The organism is Ruminococcus difficilis (assembly GCF_016680995.1).
In genome coordinates, this window is sequence record NZ_JAEQMG010000041.1 from 1 (window position 1) to 18080 (window position 18080).

21 protein-coding genes are annotated in these 18080 nt (G+C 52.9%); 12 read left to right on the top strand and 9 right to left on the bottom strand.

Features of this window, described 5'->3' with window-relative positions; genetic code table 11:
* Positions 1-99, bottom strand: a 99-nt coding sequence (locus tag JKK62_RS03470; protein ID WP_279380599.1) for a large ribosomal subunit protein bL28, incomplete at its 3' end; no start/stop codon positions are given.
* 199 nt (positions 100-298) lie between these two features.
* Here JKK62_RS03470 and JKK62_RS03475 point away from each other — a divergent pair.
* From JKK62_RS03475 to JKK62_RS03525, 11 genes are all read left to right on the top strand, one after another.
* Positions 299-985, top strand: coding sequence for a site-2 protease family protein (locus JKK62_RS03475; RefSeq protein ID WP_186833501.1), 687 nt, complete (start codon positions 299-301; stop codon positions 983-985).
* Positions 986-1121: 136 nt separating this feature from the next.
* Positions 1122-1895: a segregation and condensation protein A gene (locus JKK62_RS03480; RefSeq protein WP_243411747.1), complete on the top strand. Its 774-nt coding sequence runs from the start codon at positions 1122-1124 to the stop codon at positions 1893-1895.
* A 12-nt stretch (positions 1896-1907) separates the two neighbouring features.
* The gene (gene scpB, locus JKK62_RS03485; RefSeq protein WP_186833500.1) at positions 1908-2570 is read left to right on the top strand and encodes an SMC-Scp complex subunit ScpB; all 663 of its coding nucleotides are present in this window, start codon (positions 1908-1910) and stop codon (positions 2568-2570) included.
* Position 2571: 1 nt separating this feature from the next.
* Entirely contained in the window at positions 2572-3234 is a 663-nt protein-coding gene (locus JKK62_RS03490; RefSeq protein WP_186833499.1) for a DUF2953 domain-containing protein, read from the top strand.
* Positions 3235-3293: 59 nt separating this feature from the next.
* Complete coding sequence (gene ytfJ / locus JKK62_RS03495) at positions 3294-3710, top strand: GerW family sporulation protein (RefSeq protein ID WP_186833498.1); 417 nt, start codon at positions 3294-3296, stop codon at positions 3708-3710.
* Between the two features lie 106 nt (positions 3711-3816).
* Entirely contained in the window at positions 3817-4932 is a 1116-nt protein-coding gene (locus tag JKK62_RS03500) for a D-alanyl-D-alanine carboxypeptidase family protein (RefSeq protein ID WP_186833497.1), read from the top strand.
* On the top strand, positions 4920-5687 hold the full coding sequence (locus JKK62_RS03505; protein WP_243411748.1) for a pseudouridine synthase: 768 nt from the start codon (positions 4920-4922) through the stop codon (positions 5685-5687). The genes JKK62_RS03500 and JKK62_RS03505 overlap by 13 nt, the downstream gene beginning before the upstream one ends.
* Before the next feature lie 201 nt (positions 5688-5888).
* Entirely contained in the window at positions 5889-6242 is a 354-nt protein-coding gene (locus tag JKK62_RS03510) for a hypothetical protein (RefSeq protein WP_186833496.1), read from the top strand.
* A gap of 343 nt (positions 6243-6585) precedes the next feature.
* Positions 6586-7869, top strand: a complete 1284-nt coding sequence (locus JKK62_RS03515; protein ID WP_186833495.1) for a carboxyl transferase domain-containing protein — start codon at positions 6586-6588, stop codon at positions 7867-7869.
* A 63-nt stretch (positions 7870-7932) separates the two neighbouring features.
* The gene (locus JKK62_RS03520) at positions 7933-8301 is read left to right on the top strand and encodes a biotin/lipoyl-containing protein (protein WP_186833494.1); all 369 of its coding nucleotides are present in this window, start codon (positions 7933-7935) and stop codon (positions 8299-8301) included.
* A gap of 10 nt (positions 8302-8311) precedes the next feature.
* A complete protein-coding gene (locus JKK62_RS03525) occupies positions 8312-9712 on the top strand; it encodes an oxaloacetate decarboxylase subunit alpha (RefSeq protein ID WP_186833493.1) in 1401 nt (466 codons plus the stop codon).
* 49 nt (positions 9713-9761) lie between these two features.
* Here the strand turns inward: JKK62_RS03525 and JKK62_RS03530 are convergent, their stop codons facing one another.
* Positions 9762-10883, bottom strand: a complete 1122-nt coding sequence (locus JKK62_RS03530; RefSeq protein ID WP_207752128.1) for a tRNA(Met) cytidine acetate ligase — start codon at positions 10881-10883, stop codon at positions 9762-9764.
* A 244-nt stretch (positions 10884-11127) separates the two neighbouring features.
* Between JKK62_RS03530 and JKK62_RS03535 the strand changes: the two genes are divergently transcribed.
* Positions 11128-12330: an acetate/propionate family kinase gene (locus tag JKK62_RS03535; RefSeq protein WP_186833491.1), complete on the top strand. Its 1203-nt coding sequence runs from the start codon at positions 11128-11130 to the stop codon at positions 12328-12330.
* A gap of 574 nt (positions 12331-12904) precedes the next feature.
* Here the strand turns inward: JKK62_RS03535 and JKK62_RS03540 are convergent.
* The 7 genes from JKK62_RS03540 to modB all read right to left on the bottom strand — a co-directional run bounded on the left by JKK62_RS03540 (position 12905) and on the right by modB (position 17911).
* A complete protein-coding gene (locus tag JKK62_RS03540) occupies positions 12905-13378 on the bottom strand; it encodes a MogA/MoaB family molybdenum cofactor biosynthesis protein (RefSeq protein WP_186833490.1) in 474 nt (157 codons plus the stop codon).
* A 204-nt stretch (positions 13379-13582) separates the two neighbouring features.
* The gene (locus tag JKK62_RS03545; protein ID WP_186833489.1) at positions 13583-14599 is read right to left on the bottom strand and encodes a molybdopterin-binding protein; all 1017 of its coding nucleotides are present in this window, start codon (positions 14597-14599) and stop codon (positions 13583-13585) included.
* 92 nt (positions 14600-14691) lie between these two features.
* Positions 14692-15141, bottom strand: a complete 450-nt coding sequence (locus tag JKK62_RS03550; protein ID WP_186833488.1) for an MOSC domain-containing protein — start codon at positions 15139-15141, stop codon at positions 14692-14694.
* Positions 15138-15602, bottom strand: coding sequence for a cyclic pyranopterin monophosphate synthase MoaC (moaC, locus tag JKK62_RS03555; protein ID WP_186833487.1), 465 nt, complete (start codon positions 15600-15602; stop codon positions 15138-15140). Before moaC ends, JKK62_RS03550 begins: the two co-directional genes overlap by 4 nt.
* Before the next feature lies 1 nt (position 15603).
* The gene (gene moaA, locus JKK62_RS03560) at positions 15604-16554 is read right to left on the bottom strand and encodes a GTP 3',8-cyclase MoaA (RefSeq protein WP_243411750.1); all 951 of its coding nucleotides are present in this window, start codon (positions 16552-16554) and stop codon (positions 15604-15606) included.
* Positions 16551-17246, bottom strand: coding sequence for an ATP-binding cassette domain-containing protein (locus JKK62_RS03565; RefSeq protein WP_186833486.1), 696 nt, complete (start codon positions 17244-17246; stop codon positions 16551-16553). Before JKK62_RS03565 ends, moaA begins: the two co-directional genes overlap by 4 nt.
* The gene (gene modB, locus JKK62_RS03570) at positions 17246-17911 is read right to left on the bottom strand and encodes a molybdate ABC transporter permease subunit (protein WP_186833485.1); all 666 of its coding nucleotides are present in this window, start codon (positions 17909-17911) and stop codon (positions 17246-17248) included. Before modB ends, JKK62_RS03565 begins: the two co-directional genes overlap by 1 nt.
* Positions 17912-18080 lie beyond the last annotated feature (169 nt).

Sequence of the window (18080 nt, forward strand, 5' to 3'; positions counted from 1 at the left end):
CTGAACGTTAGGCTTGAAGGTTCTGTTGGAACGTCTGTGTGAGTGAGAGACCTTGATGCCGAATTTAACATCCTTGCCGCAAAAATCACATTTTGCCATGCTTGTACACCTCCTTTGAAAATCATAATATAAAGTAATACATACGTTAACTCGTTTATAATAGCAGAAATCTTTTTAAAATGCAAGTGTTTTTTCAAAATTTATTCTATCTTTTTCAACTTGCTATTTGTTTCGATTTATAGTATACTATATTCTGTATTGATATGTAAATATAAGAATTGATAATTTGGTGATATTTATGCTGTTCAGTTTACTCAGAGGTAATTTGGATTTCACCGCGGCTTTGACGCAGGTTCTCGCGATATTGGTGATCGTATTTCTTGTATTGCCGTTCCATGAATGGGCGCACGCGTTCACCGCGCTCAAGCTCGGCGATACTTCCGTCAAATACCGCGGCAGACTGACCCTCAATCCGATGGCGCATATCGATCCGTTCGGCGCGCTGGCACTGCTGCTCTTCGGATTCGGTTGGGCAAAGCCCGTTCCGATTGATCCCCGTAATTTCAAGAACCCCAAGCTCGGTATGGGCATCGTCGCTTTGATGGGTCCTGTCGCCAATATTGTTGCCGCGATCGTCGGCGGGCTGATCTTTCACGCGATTGCCGCGTTCGCGCCTGATTTTTTCGCCGGTGAGGGCTTCGGTTACTATCTCGATCTGTTTTTGGTGTTCTATATCCAGATTAACGTCAGTCTTGCGGTATTCAACCTGCTTCCGATCCCGCCGCTCGACGGTTCCAAGATACTGTTCGTCTTTTTGCCGGACAGAGCGGTCGCGTGGTTCTATCGCTACCAGAACATCATCTCCATCGTGCTGATCGCGCTGTTATGGATGGGCGTGCTGAGTGTTCCGCTCAACTTCCTGAGCAAATACGTGCTGACCTTTGTTAACTGGATCACATCACTGCCGTTTTCCTTTGTCAAATAAATCATAAATCTGTAGGGGAGGGGCTTGCTCCTCCCGAAATGGGCTTGCTCCTCCCGATATGTGCTTGCTCCTCTCGAAATGGACTTGCGCTATCCGGTATAAGAAACATCCCGTTAACGTTAATCATAGGAGTGGTATGATGCCTGAACAAGAGAATAATCAGATCACCATCCTGCCCTCCGACGCAAACACGATGCAGGTCGGCGAAAAACAGTTGACCTATCACTTTGAGGTCTATGACGGTCCTTTGGATCTGTTGCTCACGCTGGTGATCAAGAATAAGATCGATATCTATGATATCGCGATCGCCGAGCTGCTCGAGCAGTATATGGAGCAGATCGAGCTGATGCGCGAGAATGAGATGGATATCGCCTCCGAATTCCTCGAGATGGCGTCCCGTCTGGTATATATCAAATCCGCGATGCTCCTGCCCAAGTACGAGGATGAGGCGGAGGATCTGAAAAAAGAGCTCACCGGACAGCTGATCGAGTATCAGCAGTGTCGTGAGATCGCCCGTATGCTCGCTCCGATGGTGGACTTCGACACCTTCACCAAGTCACCGTCCAAGGTGGAGTTCGATCTGACCTATAACCGTATCCATGACCCGATGGATATCTCCGCGGCGTATGTCAGCGCCGTCGGACGCGGACAGCGCAAGCTCCCGCCCGATCGTTCCGCGTTTGCTGGCATCGTCAGTAAAAAGATCGTATCCGTATCGTCGCGTATCATCCACGTGATGCGCCGTCTGTGGCACGGCAGGACCGTGACCTACAAGGAGCTGTTTGAAGCCGGCAGCGGCAGAAGCGAGCTGGTTGCCACCTTCCTCGCGGTATTGGAGCTTGTCAAGGGCAAGCGCGTCCGTATCGAAGGCGACGGCGACGAAGCGATCGTCCATATGATAGAAAAGTAAGGAGGGATCATCGTGACAGAAAAAGAATATCGTTCCTCGATCGAGGCAATATTGTTCGCGGCGGGTGATCCCGTAGATATCAAACGCCTTTCTGAGGCGCTGGAGATTCCCGAAAGCGCCGTCAAGACGCAGATGGATATTTTGATCGGCGAATATGCCGAGCTGGAGCGCGGTATCACCATCATTCAGCTCAATGACAGCTATCAGATGGTGTCCGTCAAGCAGTTCGCTCCGCAGGTGCGCAAGGCGATGGATCTCAGGCGCAACATCCCGCTTTCTCAGGCGGCGATGGAGGTGCTTGCCGTCATCGCGTACAACCAGCCTGTCACCAAGAGCTTTGTTGAGCAGGTGCGCGGCGTTGATTGCTCCGGCGTTATCGGCTCTTTGACGACAAAGGGTCTGATCGAAGAGAAGGGCAGACTGGAATTGCCCGGCAGACCGCTTCTCTACGGTACGACCGACCATTTCCTGCGCTGTTTCTCGATCCGCTCGCTGGACGAGCTGCCGCCTATCCCGAAGGATGAGGATAAGGGTGATCGCGGCAAACAGCTCAGTATCTTTGAAAATGAAAAGGAAGCTGAGAACGGTGAGACTTCTCAGCCTGATGAAACCAACGACGATACTGTCACCGGTACGGTTGAGGAGATCGTCGCCGAAGCAGTAGAAGGTAAGTAACTTGGTAATCCTGTATATATTACTGGGGATCCTCTTGCTGATCTTTCTCATTTCGCTGATCCGGGTTCAGGTGTTCCTGTTGTATTCGGAGGATCTGACCCTCTCCTTGAAGATTCTTTTCTTTAAGATCAAGCTCCTCCCGCAGGACGAAACCAAGAAGAAAGAAAAGAAGCCGAAAAAGGAAAAGAAGCCGAATAAGAAGAAAAAGAAGGAAGAGGAAAAACCGGAGAAGGATAAAAAAGAAGAGGAAAAAAAGCCATCCTTCCTCGCAAAGCTCAAGGATAAGCACGGCGTCACGGGGCTGATCGAGCTGTTCCGCTCGTTGGCGAACATTGCGACAGGTATGCTCAAGGGCATCTTTTCTCATGTCGTGTTCGAGAAGCTCGACGTCGGTATTATGCTGTCGGGTGAGGACGCCGCAACGGTCGCGCTGACCTACGGCAAGGTGTGTTCCGCGCTCTATCCCTCCATCAATATCTTAGCTTCGGCTACGGTGTGCAGGGATTACAATATCAGCATCGAGCCGGTATTCGATCCCGAAAAGCCCACCGAGGTCTACGCGGATATCCATGTATACCTGCGCATCATCTTTGTCCTCGGCGCGGCGCTCAAGGCAGGCTTCAGATTCCTGATCCTGTTCCTGAAAGCAAAATTTAAGAAATAATTTGTTGTGAAAACATTTTCTCGGCAATTACAAAGATATCATAAAAAGGAGATGTAATTATGAGTGACCATCCTATCAACAGTTTAATGGATACCTCTATGAGAAAAATCAAGGAAATGATCGACGTCAACAGCATCATCGGCGATCCGATCACCACTCCCGACGGTACGGTGATCATTCCCGTTTCCAAGGTGACCTACGGCTTTGCGTCCGGCGGCTCCGATCTGCCGACCAAAAAGGAGAATCGTGATTGCTTCGGCGGCGGTTCCGGCGCGGGCGTTACGATCCAGCCTCTTGGATTTCTCAGCATCAGCAAGGGCGTTACCAAGTTCATCCCGATCGAAAAGTATGACGGCGCTGCCGATCGTATCGTCGGTATGATCCCCGAAGCGTTCGATAAGATCTCATCCTTTATCAAGAAGGATAAAGACGACAAGACCGACCTCGAGAACGATCTCGACAAGTTTGAGGCTTGATCATAACAACCATCAAGATAAGGCAGCTTGACTGTATCATCCTTTGATAAAGGCTGAGCGCATCATAAATTTCCCGTATCTCTCATAAGATATATCGGGTGATTCGATGAAAAAGCTATTCTCTTTGCTGCTGTCATGGTTGATCTGCGTCCTTTCGACTCTTTCCGTTCACGCGGAAGAGGTTCCCGTTGCCGCCGCGGCATATGTGCTGTACTGTCCGGATAACGGAAAGATCCTTTTGTCTCAGAACGCCGATCAACAGCTCCCGATGGCGTCGACCACCAAGATCATGACGACCCTGCTGACGCTCGAAGAAGCCGCGGTCGATAATCGCGTGGTGGAATTCACCGATGAAATGGCCGCCGAGGGCAGCTCCATGTACCTCAAAAAAGGGGAGAAGGTCACGCTCTATGACCTTGCCGTCGGCATGATGATGCAGTCGGGCAACGACGCCGCCAATGCCGCCGCGATCGCGATATCAGGCAGTACGGAGGCTTTCGCTGACTTGATGAATGAGAAGGCGGCTGTGATCGGGATGAAGCATACCCGATTCGTCACACCCAGCGGGTTGGATGACGATCTGCATTATTCCACCGCCTATGATATGGCGCTGTTGATGGCGTATGCCATGCGGAATGAGGATTTTGCCTTCATCACCTCGCAGACCTCGATGGAAGTGCGTTTCATCTATCCCGCCGACAAGTTCATCACCTATCCGAACCACAACAAGCTGCTGAGGATGTACAAGGATTGTATCGGCGGCAAAACCGGTTTTACGGATCAGGCAGGGCGATGTCTTGTCACCGCGGCACGACGCGACGATCTCACCCTGATCGCCGTCACGCTCAATGACCGCAGTGATTGGGGCGACCACACCGAGCTGTATGAAGAGGGCTTTTCGCGCTATAAAGCGATGACGGTCGATACAGACAGGGATTCCATCGGCGTAGTCGGAGGAGAAGCGGATTCCGTTTCCCTGAACACGGAGGAGATTCGTGTTGTCGTACCCGCCGATGCGGAGGACGTTTCCACACAGGTCTATCTGCCTGTGTTTCTGTATGCTCCGATTGCGGAGGATATGTGTGTCGGAAAGGTCGTCTGTACCGCTGACGGAGAGGTGTTGTCACAAGCGCCGATCAAAACGGCGCAAGCCGTCGATCAGGATCATCAAAAACGAAGTTTATTCACATATATAAAGGATTTGTTACATTGGCACAGTTAGTCAGATTGCAGAAAATGCTCGCCGACTGCGGCGTTGCTTCGCGCAGAAAAAGTGAAGAAATGATCGCGGCAGGCAGGGTGCGCGTCAACGGCAAAGTCGCTCAGATCGGCGACAAGGTCGACCCGCGCCGTGATAAGGTCTATGTCGGCAAGCGCCGTGTCACCGGCACAGCCAAACCGAAGGTTCGCTATATCATGCTCAACAAGCCGCGCGGCGTGCTCACCACGATGAGCGATGAGCGCGGCAGAAAGTGCGTCGCGGATCTGATCAAGGATATCGACGTTCGGCTTTATCCCGTCGGCAGACTTGATCGTGACAGCGAGGGTATGCTCCTGATGACCAATGACGGCGAGTTTGCCAACCATGTCATGCACCCGAAAAAGCATGTCAACAAGGTCTACCGCGTGACCGTGCGCCCGAATATCAATGATGAACAGGTCGCGAAGCTCGAAAGCGGCGTTGTCATCGACGGCAGAAAGACCGCGCCCGCGCAGGTGCGCGTCGTCAGCCGTGACAAGGATAACGAGCGCTGTATCCTCGAGATCGTTATCCGCGAGGGCAGGAACCGCCAGATCCGCAAGATGTGTGATGCGGTCGGGCTGGAGGTCGCGCGATTGAAGCGGATCGCCATCGGCGGCGTCAAGCTCGGCAAGTTGCGTTCGGGCATGTACCGTGACCTGACCGATATCGAGGTGCGCAAATTATCCGCCGACCCCAATCCCAACCCTGATTTTGATATCAATGAACTGATGTAGGGGAGAGGTTCTCTCAGTTCCGTTCGTTAAGAAGGCTCCTTTTGGTAAAAGGAGCTGTCGCGCGACACGAGTGTCGGGTGACTGAGGAATTGTATCAAATGATCGAGCATTCGCGAGATACATTTTCTTAACGCAACGACATTGGGCGCAATCTTTCTGTTTTGGCTTATTCTAAAATAATATTTCTAACGGAGAACGATCATGCTCGTAGTCAAACCCGATCCGAAAAATGAACAGAGTGACAAAAAGACGCTGAACGCCTTTTTGGATGACGCTCCCTGCGGCTATATCCGCTTTCATCACCGCGGCTACATCATCGTCGTGGACGAGCTGTTGCCGCTGCCGGAGGATCCGGAGCATATCGACAAGCCGACCTATGCGATCCTCGACACGATCATCCGCGCCATCGGCTCCTATGGGCTGAATCACTCCTGCTATTATTTTGAGTGTGCTGATCCGGTGCTGTATCCGACATTGGAGGCACTGCGCTTTACGGTCAAGGACGGCATGGCAAAAAGCGATCTGTCCAAAATACTGAACCATTCACACGATTGATCCTACCGCTCCCCGGAAAGGTAATATCATTAAGTTAAGAAGGCTCCTTTTGGTAAAAGGAGCTGTCCCTGAACAGGGACTGAGGAATTGTATCAATTGATCGAGCATCAGCGAGATACGATTTCTTAACTTAATGACATTGCCCCGTGAAGGGGGCTTTTTCTTTTGTTTTTTGATACGGATACACTCGATTGACGCGGCAAATGATATCCTGTGTTTATCTCAAAGGTTTCAACAGATATTTCTTGTTTTCCCCTTGCTATTTTGGAATGGTTGTAATATAATATAAAATGAAGATTTATGTGGCACAGGTTTATCGGTGTGCCTGTTAGGAGGAATGTTTGTGGGAGTTGAAAAGTATTCATCCTACGATGTATTGAACGCCTTTTTTGATGAGGGCAGCTTTAACGAGACCGACGCGTATTTAAAGGGCGATTCGGGTGAAGCGGAGGCGGTCACCGGCTACGGTACCGTCGAGGGCGTCAACGTCTACGCGTTCGCGCAGAATGTCGACGTCTGCGGCGGCGCGATGAGCAGGGCGCAGTCCAAGAAGATCACCGAGCTCTATGATCTGGCGCTGAAAACCGGCGCTCCCGTGATCGGCTTCTACAATTCCGTCGGCGGCAGACTGGAGCAGAAATATGAGCTTCTCTCCGCGTACGGCGAGATATTGAGAAAGTCATCGAAGCTGAGCGGTATCGTCCCGCAGATCTCCGTCATTCTCGGCAGCTGCATGGGTACCTCGGCGCTGATCGCGTCAGCCGCCGACTTTATCATCATGGAGAAAGACGCGAAGCTGAGCGTCGATACGATCGGCGACAAGGCTTCTGCGCAGGATAATCTGGAAGCGGGCGCTGTTTCCTTTATCTGTGAAGGGTATGAGGCATGTGTGGATCAGGCGAAGGCATTGCTCGCATATCTCCCGGCAAACAACCTCGAGCCCGCTCCCGCGTTTGAGCCGATCCCCGCGTATGCCGAGCCGGATAAGCTGCCCAAGTACTTTGCCGATGAGGATTCGCTTCTCTGTGTCGGCGGCGGTTACGGCGAGCCTGTCTGTACCGCGTTCGGCAGGGTGAACGGCTATCCTGTCGGTATCATCGTCACCAAGGGCGGCGTGATCTCTGCTGACGGCGCCAAAAAGATGACAAAGCATGTTCGCTTCTGCGACGCGTTCTCGATCCCGCTGATCACCATCGTTGACGCGGAAAAGTTCGAGAATCTCTCCGACGCCTCCAAGTTGATCTCGACCTATGCCGACGCTACCGCCGTCAAGATCTCGATCATCTCCGGTACCGCGGTAGGAGCGGTCTATATCGCGCTGGCGGGTTCGACCGCGGGCGCTGATCTGGTCTACGCACTGGATGACGCGATCGTATCTCCCATCGCTCCCAAGGCGGCGGCGTTCATCCTCGACAACAGTATCGCCGACGCTCCCGCGGCAGAACAGGATCAGCTCGCGATGGAGTATGTCAAGGCGAATCTCACCGCGGTCAAAGCGGCTGAGGACGGTTATATCGACGATATCGTCGAACCCGACACGCTGCGCGATAAGCTGACCGGCGCGATCGAGATCTTGCTGAGCAAGCGCGTATCCACCTTGCCCAAGAAGCATACGACGAAAGTATAATAGCGGTCGCACAACGCGCGATCCTTTCGATCTGATAAACTATAGAAATATGAGGTAACGATTATGAAGAATCTGAGAATCACCGTTAACGGTGTCGCATATGACGTACAGGTAGAAGAGCTGGGCGCTGACGCCGCTCCCGCTCCGGCGCCTGCCGCTGCTCCCAAAAAGACTCCCGCTCATGTGAAAGCCGCCCCCAAAAAGGTATCTGTCGGCGCGGGTGAAAAGGTCGCCGCGCCCATGCCCGGCACGATCGTATCCGTCAACGTGTCCGACGGTCAGTCCGTCAAGAAGGGCGACGTCCTCGTTGTTTTAGAGGCGATGAAGATGGAGAACGAGATCAAGGCGCCTAAGGACGGCACCGTCACCGGTATCTCCGTCAGCAAAGGCGAGAGTGTAGACACCGGCGCGACCCTCGTGACCATAGGCTAAGGAGAATAAGATGAGCAAGAAGATTTTAGTCACAGAGACAGCGCTGCGCGACGCGCACCAGAGCCTGATCGCGACCCGTATGACGACCGAAGAGATGCTCCCGATCCTCGATGAGATGGATAAGATCGGTTACTATTCGCTCGAATGCTGGGGCGGCGCGACCTTTGACAGCTGTCTGCGATTTTTGAATGAAGACCCGTGGGAGCGTCTTCGCACCATTCGCGAGCATTGTAAGAACACCAAGCTCCAGATGCTCTTCCGCGGTCAGAATATGCTCGGCTACCGTCATTATGCCGACGACGTTCTTGAGTATTTTGTACAGCGTTCCGTCGCGAACGGTATCGATATCATCCGTATTTTTGACGCGCTGAACGATATCAAGAACCTGCAGGTCGCTATCAAGGCGGCAAAGAAGGAAGGCGCTCACGCGCAGGTAGCGATCAGCTACACCACCGGCCCCGTCTTTACGGACGAGTACTATGTCGAATACGCCAAGCGTATCGCGGATGCGGGCGCCGACTCCATCTGCATCAAGGATATGGCGGCGCTGCTGACCCCTTACCGTACCGAAAAGCTCGTCAAGGCGATCAAGTCCGAGGTCGATCTGCCCTTGCAGCTCCACACCCATTATACCTCCGGACTTGCCTCCATGTGCCTGATGAAGGGCGTAGAAGCGGGCGTCGATATGATCGACACCGCGATCTCTCCGCTGGCGCTGGGTACCTCTCACGCGCCGACCGAGAGCATGATCGCCGCGTTCATGGGCACCGAATATGATACGGGCATCAAGCTCGAGAGCATGACCCCGATCCGCGAATACTTCATGACCCTGCGCGAGAAGTATATCAAGAGCGGTCTTTTGGATCCCAAGATGCTCGCTACCGACGCCAAGGCGCTGATCTATCAGGTGCCGGGCGGTATGCTGAGCAACCTGCTCAGTCAGCTCAAACAGGCGGGCAAGGAAGATCAACTCACGCAGGTGCTCGAGGAAGTGCCGCGTGTGCGTGAGGACAGCGGTTATCCGCCGCTCGTCACCCCGACCTCTCAGATCGTCGGTACGCAGGCGGTGTTCAACGTCATCATGGGCGAGCGTTACAAGATGTGCACCAACGAGTTCAAGGATCTGGTCGCGGGCAAATACGGCACCACCCCGATGCCTATCGACCCCGAGTTCCGCAAGCGCATTATCGGCGATATGAAGCCCATCGAATGTCGTCCCGCCGATCTGCTTGAGCCGGAACTTGAAAAGCTGCGCGCCGAGATTCCGCAGTATTTGGAGCAGGAAGAGGACGTTCTCAGCTACGCCCAGTTCCCGAAGGTCGCGATCGACTTCTTTGAGAAGCGCCGCAACAAAAAGCTCGGTATCAACTCCGAATTACTCGACAAAGAGAATAAAGTCCATCCCGTCTGATCGGGATAAGAAAAAGGCTGTCGTCATGACAGCCTTTTGTGATATAGGATCATATTTTGATCACGCCTTGGGTGAATTCGTTGATCGGATCAGCATGTCTTGCGATGTTCATCGCCTCGGAGGCACGCAGATCAACTTTGAATATTTCTTTTGCGGAAATATGATTCAGATCTTCATAGTCCGCTTTCGTTCTCACGATCAACGGCAGCTTCGCGCCCGCCAATGTTCCCGCCAATACCGATTTGACGCCGAGGATCCGCAGATAGGGGACAGGGGTGCTTTGCATCTCCGCGGTAATGCCGAGAAACGCGGAGAGAATGATGCGGCGAATCCGTGCCATCGTGTAGCGTTTTGTTTTGATCGCGTTATATATTTCCGATAAAGAATTATACTGCTTTGCCGCTTCGATGATCCGATATTCCAGCCCCTCGCTAACATCGGCGATCTTGCGCAGTTCCTCCGCCGTGATCGTTTTGAGCCGATAGAGGATCGCAGGCTCAATACTTTTGATGGTGCTGACGTTGGTGATCTCCATCGGTGTGAGCAGCTTGTACGATTCACCCTTTTCGATCAATTCTCTTATTTTACTCGCGGACGCGATCCCGTCGCGGATGATATTCTCGTCGTGATTCACGCCCTTGCGGGGGATGGCGATCGGCAGGAGCCCGTATTTTTGACAAGCCTTGATGTATTCGATCGCGAGGATGTTGTTCGGCTGATCGAGTACCTTGGCGTACTTATCTCCGACCGCCATACTCAGCGCCTTGGGGTAGTATTGACCGTTCTTCATCAAATCATGGATCTTGTCGTTGATCAGCTTGTTTTCGAGCAGACCGGTGACCTCTTTCAGGTCGCTGATCGAATTCTCCGCGCCGAAATACAGCCTGTCGCAGTTCATTGCCGCGGCAATACGCACGCCGTTTTCCGCGAAGGTCTGCGCTCCTGACATCGCGTAGACGGTCGGCAGCTCCACGACGATATCCGCGCCGTTATGTAAGGCGGCTTTAGCGCGGGCGTATTTATCCGTGATCGCGATATCGCCGCGCTGGACAAAGTTGCCGCTCATGACGCAAACGACATCGTTATGAGGATCAGACTTTATTTTCTCTATAAGAAATTTATGCCCGTTATGAAACGGATTGAACTCACAAATCACCGCCGCGCGGCTCATATTCTCACCAGCTTTTATAAATTCGTCATTTCGAGGGATGGGGATAAGCGTGGCAATCTCATCCAATCAGGCTCCCTTTCCTAAGGGAGCTGTCACCGGACACGTGTGTCACGGTGACTGAGGGTTGTCATATGACGGTTTCTCAAGTGAATTATCTTGATAAAACACTTGAAATACGTTTTGAAATGTACTATTATAGTATAGGTCAAAAATGTTATTATTTCAATACAGGAGGAAGAATTCTATGAAAATATTAGTCATCAACGCCGGCAGCTCCAGCTTGAAGTATCAGCTGATCGATATGGATACCGAGCAGATGATCGCAAAAGGTAACTGCGAACGTATCGGTCAGGAGGGCTCCTTCATCGGTCACAAGACCGCCGACGGCCGCTCCTTTACCAAAGAGATCCCCATGCCCGATCACGCTAAGGCGTTTCTCGCTGTCAGCGACGCGCTGCTTTCCGAAGAATACGGCGTCATCAAGAACCTCGATGAGGTCGCGGCGATCGGTCATCGTATCGTCCAGGGCGGCGCTCTGTTCAGCGATCCCGAGCTGGTCACCGAAGAGGTCATCAAGGGCATCGAGAGCCTGATCCCGCTCGCACCGCTCCATAACGCCGGTCATGTACAGGCGATCCGCGGCTGTCAGCAGGTATTCGGCGACAAGATCCCGATGGTCGTCGTATTCGATACCGCGTTCCATTCCACCATGCCCGAAAAGGCGTATATGTACGCTGTTCCTTATGAGTATTATGAGAAGTACGCTGTCCGCCGTTACGGCGCTCACGGCACCTCTCACCGCTTTGTATCCGGCGCGATGGCGGATCTGATGGGCAAGGACATCAAGGATCTCAAGCTCATCACCTGCCATATCGGCAACGGTTCTTCCATCACCGCTGTTCAGAACGGTAAGGTCATCGACACCTCTATGGGTTTGACGCCGCTCGACGGTATCCTGATGGGTACCCGCTCCGGCTGTCTCGATCCCTCCGTCGTCACCTTTATCGCTGAGAAAGAGGGCTTCACTCCGCAGGAGATGAACACCCTGCTCAATAAGAAATCCGGTCTTTTGGGTATTTCCGGCATTTCCAGCGACGACCGCGATGTGACCAAGGCTGAGGAAGAGGGCAATCACCGTGCCGCGCTGGTACACCAGATGCTGTATTATCAGATCGCGAAGTACATCGGTCAGTATTGGGTCGCTATGGGCGGCTGTGACGGTATCGTGTTCACCGCGGGCTTAGGCGAGAATCAGCCTGCTCTGCGTGAAAGCGTCGTCGATTACCTTGCGTTTGCCGGCGTGAAGCTGAACAAAGAAGTCAACGCGAAGACCCGCGACACCGCGTTCATCTCCGCCGAAGATTCTTCCATTCCTGTTGCCGTTATCGCAACTAACGAGGAATTGGCGATCGCGCGCGACACCAAGTCGATCGTAGAAAAGCTGTAATAGGCTCCCTATTCTAAGGGAGCTGTCTGTAGACGCTTGCGTCTTGCAGATTGAGGGTTGCCGACCTTCGTAATAAAGAATGAATCCGTCCTTGACTGTTTTCGTCGAGGGCGGTTTTTTTCTGACTGCACAATTGTCACAATTGTGGTTGGTTGTCACAAAAAGCACTAAGAGAAAGAGAAAGAAAAAGAATAAAGAAAAAGAGAATGATAATGAAATGAGAAGGATAATGACAAAAACAAACCTGTCGGGTTCTCAACATATCAACATGTTTTCCACGTAGTTATCAACATAGTATAATTGTCATTGCGAGGGATCGCTATATGGGGTCCCCCACAACTCCCTGAGTTGTGGGGAGAGGAGGAACCGCCACGCGGTGCGAAGGCTTGCCGTTAGGTGAGCCTGCACAAGCTCGGCGAGTGACGACGATGTGGCAATCTCAACCGAGTGAAGGTTGTCAGACCTATGATAATCATAAACAAAAACAGGACGATGATCGGTCGTCCTGTACTCATTTCATATCATTAAATAATTTGTCAATGTGAGGATTTAGTTCTTGGCAATCTCAGCCGTTTCACTCTTTGTTTCCGTTCAGCATATCCAATCCGTGTCCGAGGTAGGGGAGGATGAAGCCCAGATTTTCCGTCGCTCCTTTGGGGGAGCCGGGCAGGTTGATGATCAGGCTCGTTTCTCGAATCCCCGCGACGCCTCTCGACAGCATCCCTCTCGGTGTGATCTCCATGCTTTTTTGCCGCATATATTCGGCGATACCGGGCGCTTCACGCTCGATGACCTCTTTGGTCGCTTCGGGAGTGATATCGCGCGGCGCAAAGCCTGTGCCGCCGGTGGTGACGATCAGATGTATGCCTTTATCACAGTGATCGATCAGAGCGCTTTTAATCTTATTTTTCTCGTCGGGAATGATAATGCGATCAAGCACCTGATAACCCTGCTCTTTGAGCAGTTCCGCGATCATGGGACCGCTTTTGTCTTCATAGATTCCGTTTGCGGCTCTGTCGCTGATCGTGATGATGGTTGCTGTATACATGATTATTTCTCCTTGTTGCCTTCCCCTTGAGTAACCGCCGAATCAATCGACGTAACAATAACGGTGTCATTGCGAAGCCCGCATTGGTTAAGGTTGAGATTGCCACGTCGGGCTCGGTCGCCCTCCTCGCAATGACTATTCATTTGCGGGTTATGTCCTCGTATCGCGGCTCCTCCTCTCCCCATAATCCGGGGAATAGGCTGTTTATTTCCCGAACGGACAGTGCGGAAAGGTGCAAATGTCACACCCAAGGCATAATCCGCCTTCTCCGAAACTGACGAAATCCGCTTTGCTCAGCTTTACATCTGCCATGATACGGGGCAGAACCAGATCAAATACGGTCGCTTTGGCGTACATCACACAGCCTGGCAAGCCCATGATCGGTGTGCCGTCCTCAAAATAGCCTAAGAGGAACATTGCCCCGGGAAGTACCGGTGCGCCGTAGGTGACGATATCCGCGCCGCTTGCCTTGATCGCGCCGGGCGTGCGGTCATCGGGGTCGACGCTCATGCCGCCTGTGCAGAGGATCATATCCGCCTTGCCTTTGACGGCGTTGATCGCATCCACGATCGCGTCCGTGCCGTCGTCCACGGTCAGATGCTCGGTGACGGTGACGCCAAAAGCGCGGAGCTTTTCGATCAATACGGGTGTGAATTTGTCCTCGATCCTGCCGTGGAACACCTCGCTGCCTGTCGTGATGACGGCGGCGGTCTTGCGCGTATAGGGCAGGACGCTCATGATGGGGCTATTGCCGACGATCGACTTGGCGCGGTCGAGCTTCTCTTTCTCGATGACCAGCGGGATGACGCGTGTACCCGCGAGCTTATCGCCCATGCGGACAGCGGTAAAGCCCTTTCTGGTGGCGATCATTAATTCTTCTATAGAATTAACAGCGTTCAAGCTCTCTCTGTCAAGGGTAAAGAGTCCGTCGATCTCGGAGGATAGCTCGATCTTGCCCTCTTGGACCTCACCGCGGCTGATATTGTCGCCCTTGCAGAGCTGACACAGGATCTCCGCCGCGTCATTCTCGTGGAGCTTGCTTTCGTCCATCTCAAAGATATAGAGGTTTTCTTTTCCCATGCTCAGCAGGACGGGGATATCCGCTTCAGTGACGACATGACCCTTGCAAAATCGCGCGCCCTTGTATTTGCCGGGGATGATCTGCGTCATATCGTGGCACAGAACCTGCCCGACAGCTTCGGTTGTTTTGATGAGTTTCATGGTATTATCTCCTAAAAGGCTCCCTTTGGTAAAGGGAGCTGTCAACGAAAGTTGACTGAGGGATTGTATACTTGTTTGAGCGAATGCGAGTATCAGATAATAATATGATCTCCCGACTTGACGGTGCCGCCCTTGCGGACGATAGCAAAGATGCCCTCGGTGGGCATGACGCATTTGCCGGTGAGCTTCTTGATCTCGCAGTCGTTGTGACATTCTTTGCCGATCTGAGTGACCTCTAATTCCGCTTCACCGATCGACATTATCGTACCGATCGGCAGGCTTTTCAGCTCAATGCCCTTGGTGAGGATGTTTTCGGCAAAGTCGCCGGGATTCAGCTCCATGCCGAGCGCGCGCATTTTATCGACGCTCTCTTCGGCGAGCAGGCTGACCTGTCGGTGACGGTATAATTTGGGTGTATCGGCGTTCACCGCGTGAGCGTCACCGATGATCCCACAGTTTTCCAGTAAGGTGATCGAGGGGACAGGATGCTTGCGGGTACCTTTTTTTTCACTGATACAGGTCGCCGTGACGATCCCTTTCATCGTTCATACACCCCGCTTTTTCCGCCGCTTTTGTAGCTTAGACGGATGTTTTGTATCTCGATATCCCGCTGTACCGCCTTACACATATCGTAGATCGTCAGCGCTGCGGTGCTGACCGCGGATAACGCCTCCATCTCAACGCCTGTATTTCCCTTGCATTTGACGGCGGCATGGATATGGATCTCCGTTTCGGTCAATTCAAAGTTGATGTCTACGCCGGTGAGCATCAGCGGATGACACATCGGGATGTTATCGGAGGTTTTCTTTGCCGCCATGATGCCCGCGACCTGCGCGACCGCAAGGACGTCGCCCTTTTTGATACCGCCGCTTTTGATCAGCGCCATCGTATCGGGGTTGACGACGACGGTACCCTCGGCGATCGCCTCGCGAAAGGTGCTGTCTTTTTCGGTCACATCCACCATTTTGGCGCGACCCTGTTCATTGATGTGAGAGAATTCCATCTTATCCTCCGATCTCGTTCATATAGCGTGCGGTGGAAGCTCCTGTCAAGCCGAATCGGTGGTTTTCGGGCTTTTGCAGGATACCGTTTTTGATTGTCTCTGTCAGCGCTTCACCCTGTAAGCCTCTCAGGTCGATCTCCTGATCCGAGTGCAGGCAGGGTTTCAGCCTGCCGTCCGCCGTGACGCGGATCTTGTTGCACGAGGGGCAAAAGCTGTTCGACATCGGACAGATCAGCCCGATGGTGCCCTTGTGATCGGGCAGGTGATAGACCCGCGCGACGCCGTTGATCCTGAGCAGCTCGGCGTTGTGCAGATAACCCTCAATCGCCGCGGTCGTCATAAACCGACTGCTGTCCCAGCTCTTTGCGACGCCCAACGGCATCAGCTCGATGAAGCGCACATGGATGGCGTGATCCTTGGTGAGGTTGATAAAATCATACAGCTCTTTGTCGTTGATGCCCTTGAGCAGTACGGTGTTGATCTTGATGTTGTCAAAACCCGCGTTTTGAGCCGCTTTGATACCGCAGAGCACATCTTTTGGATCGCCGCCGCGGGTGATACGGCTGAATGTTTCGGGATGCATGCTGTCGAGGCTGATGTTCAGTCGGTCAACGCCCGCGTCCTTCAACTCACTTGCCATCGTCGATAAGAAAGAACCGTTGGTCGTGATACCCAGCTCGATCCCGCTGTCGATCGCTTTGATGTTGCGGCACAGGGAAATGATCCCTTTCCTGACGAGCGGTTCACCGCCCGTTAAGCGAACCTTGCTGATACCCAGCTGGTGCGCCGCGCGGACGATCTCGGTCATCTCTTCGATGCTGAGCATATCCGCGTGACTTTTCTTGCATACGCCCTCTTCCGGCATACAGTAGATACAGCGGTAGTTGCACAGATCGGTGACGGATAGCCGCAGATATTGGATTGTTCTTCCAAAGCTGTCTTGCATGATCATTTCAGATCCTCATATTGTTTCTTTATCTTTTGATAGTAGATCCCGGAATCGACTGTTTCCTGTGTGACGCCGTCCGTGATGGGAGAGACCTCGGCGCATAGCTGCCGCACCTCGTCGATATCGTGCGATACCATGATCGTTTCTCCGCCGAAATCATCGATGATATCACGAATATAGGGAATCAGCTGATATTTGAGCAGGGTGTCGAGTGAGGAAAACGGTTCGTCCAGCAGCAGTACCTCGGGTGACGAGGCGAAGATCCGCGCTAAGGCGACACGCTGTTTTTCACCGCCCGAAAGGCTGTCGGGACGGCGGTTCTCCAGTCCGCTGAGTCTGAATCGTTCGATCAGCTCACGCAGCTTTTGTTCACGCTTTGCTTTCGGCAGCTTTCGCATACCCGCCGCGATATTGCCGCTGACGGTCATATTCGGGAACAAGGCGTATTCCTGGAACAGATAGCCGACCCTGCGCTTCTGCGGCAGCAGGTCGATGCGCTTTTCACTGTCGAACAGAACTCTGTCATTAAATTGTATCACACCTCTGTCGGGCTTTTCAATACCGGAGATACATTTGAGCGTCATGCTTTTGCCCGCGCCGGACGCGCCGAATAGGGCGAGAGTATTGTGATCACATCGGAATCTCGCTTTCAACGTAAAGCGGTCAAGGCGCTTTTCGATATCCACATACAGCATTACGAGCGCCTCCTTTGCGGCTTTTCGAGCAGATTGATGACTAACAGGACGACGGCGGAGATGGCGATGTTGATCAGTACCCATTTGAGCGCCAGTTCATCGTTGCCGGTGCGCCAGAGCTGATAGACGGCGGTGGACACGGTGGCGGTCTTGCCGGGCGTGTAGCCCGCGATCATGGAGGTCGCGCCGTATTCGCCCAGTGCTCTCGCGAATGACAGGACAACGCCCGCAATGATCCCTTGCTTGCAGTAGGGGATCCGGATGCGCCAGAAGATGTAGGTGTTGGAGAGTCCGAGCGTCCTGCCCGCGTCGGCCAGATTCTCATCGAATCGCTCAAACGCGCCGCGTGCCGTGCGGTACATCAGCGGAAAAACGATGACGGATACGGCGAAGATCGCCGACCACCACTGCATGGTCAGTCGGATATCCCAATTTTCCAAAAAGAATTCTCCGACAGGTCGCTTCGGCCCAAGTACGAGCAGCAAAAGATAACCCACCACCGTCGGCGGTAAGACCAACGGCAGTGTGAAGATGACGTCCAGTATTCCTTTTAAGACGCGGGGGAGTTTCGCGATATAATACGCCGCCGCGATCCCGAGCAAAAAGACGACGATCGCCGCGATCGCCGCGATCCTGAGGGAATTGTATAGGGGATATAAGTCCATGATAACTCCTGAAACATGAGTGTTATTGCAAGGCAGAAAGCCTCCCTTTTCCAAGGGAGGTGGTGCGAAGCACCGGAGGGTTGTTATATGCCGGTAATCATCACATGACTCTTTTGGCGTTGCAGCAATCTCAACCGATATTCAATGTCATTGCGAGGGGCGTGTATTG

Bases quoted from the DNA above. Each gene is read 5' to 3' on its own strand.
- JKK62_RS03475 (WP_186833501.1), top strand. From the start codon at position 299: ATGCTGTTCAGTTTACTCAGAGGTAATTTGGATTTCACCGCGGCTTTG.
- JKK62_RS03480 (WP_243411747.1), top strand. From the start codon at position 1,122: ATGATGCCTGAACAAGAGAATAATCAGATCACCATCCTGCCCTCCGAC.
- ytfJ (WP_186833498.1), top strand. From the start codon at position 3,294: ATGAGTGACCATCCTATCAACAGTTTAATGGATACCTCTATGAGAAAA.
- JKK62_RS03500 (WP_186833497.1), top strand. From the start codon at position 3,817: ATGAAAAAGCTATTCTCTTTGCTGCTGTCATGGTTGATCTGCGTCCTT.
- JKK62_RS03510 (WP_186833496.1), top strand. From the start codon at position 5,889: ATGCTCGTAGTCAAACCCGATCCGAAAAATGAACAGAGTGACAAAAAG.
- JKK62_RS03520 (WP_186833494.1), top strand. From the start codon at position 7,933: ATGAAGAATCTGAGAATCACCGTTAACGGTGTCGCATATGACGTACAG.
- JKK62_RS03525 (WP_186833493.1), top strand. From the start codon at position 8,312: ATGAGCAAGAAGATTTTAGTCACAGAGACAGCGCTGCGCGACGCGCAC.
- JKK62_RS03530 (WP_207752128.1), bottom strand. From the start codon at position 10,883: ATGAGCCGCGCGGCGGTGATTTGTGAGTTCAATCCGTTTCATAACGGG.
- JKK62_RS03535 (WP_186833491.1), top strand. From the start codon at position 11,128: ATGAAAATATTAGTCATCAACGCCGGCAGCTCCAGCTTGAAGTATCAG.
- JKK62_RS03540 (WP_186833490.1), bottom strand. From the start codon at position 13,378: ATGTATACAGCAACCATCATCACGATCAGCGACAGAGCCGCAAACGGA.
- JKK62_RS03545 (WP_186833489.1), bottom strand. From the start codon at position 14,599: ATGAAACTCATCAAAACAACCGAAGCTGTCGGGCAGGTTCTGTGCCAC.
- JKK62_RS03550 (WP_186833488.1), bottom strand. From the start codon at position 15,141: ATGAAAGGGATCGTCACGGCGACCTGTATCAGTGAAAAAAAAGGTACC.
- moaC (WP_186833487.1), bottom strand. From the start codon at position 15,602: ATGGAATTCTCTCACATCAATGAACAGGGTCGCGCCAAAATGGTGGAT.
- moaA (WP_243411750.1), bottom strand. From the start codon at position 16,554: ATGATCATGCAAGACAGCTTTGGAAGAACAATCCAATATCTGCGGCTA.
- JKK62_RS03565 (WP_186833486.1), bottom strand. From the start codon at position 17,246: ATGCTGTATGTGGATATCGAAAAGCGCCTTGACCGCTTTACGTTGAAA.
- modB (WP_186833485.1), bottom strand. From the start codon at position 17,911: ATGGACTTATATCCCCTATACAATTCCCTCAGGATCGCGGCGATCGCG.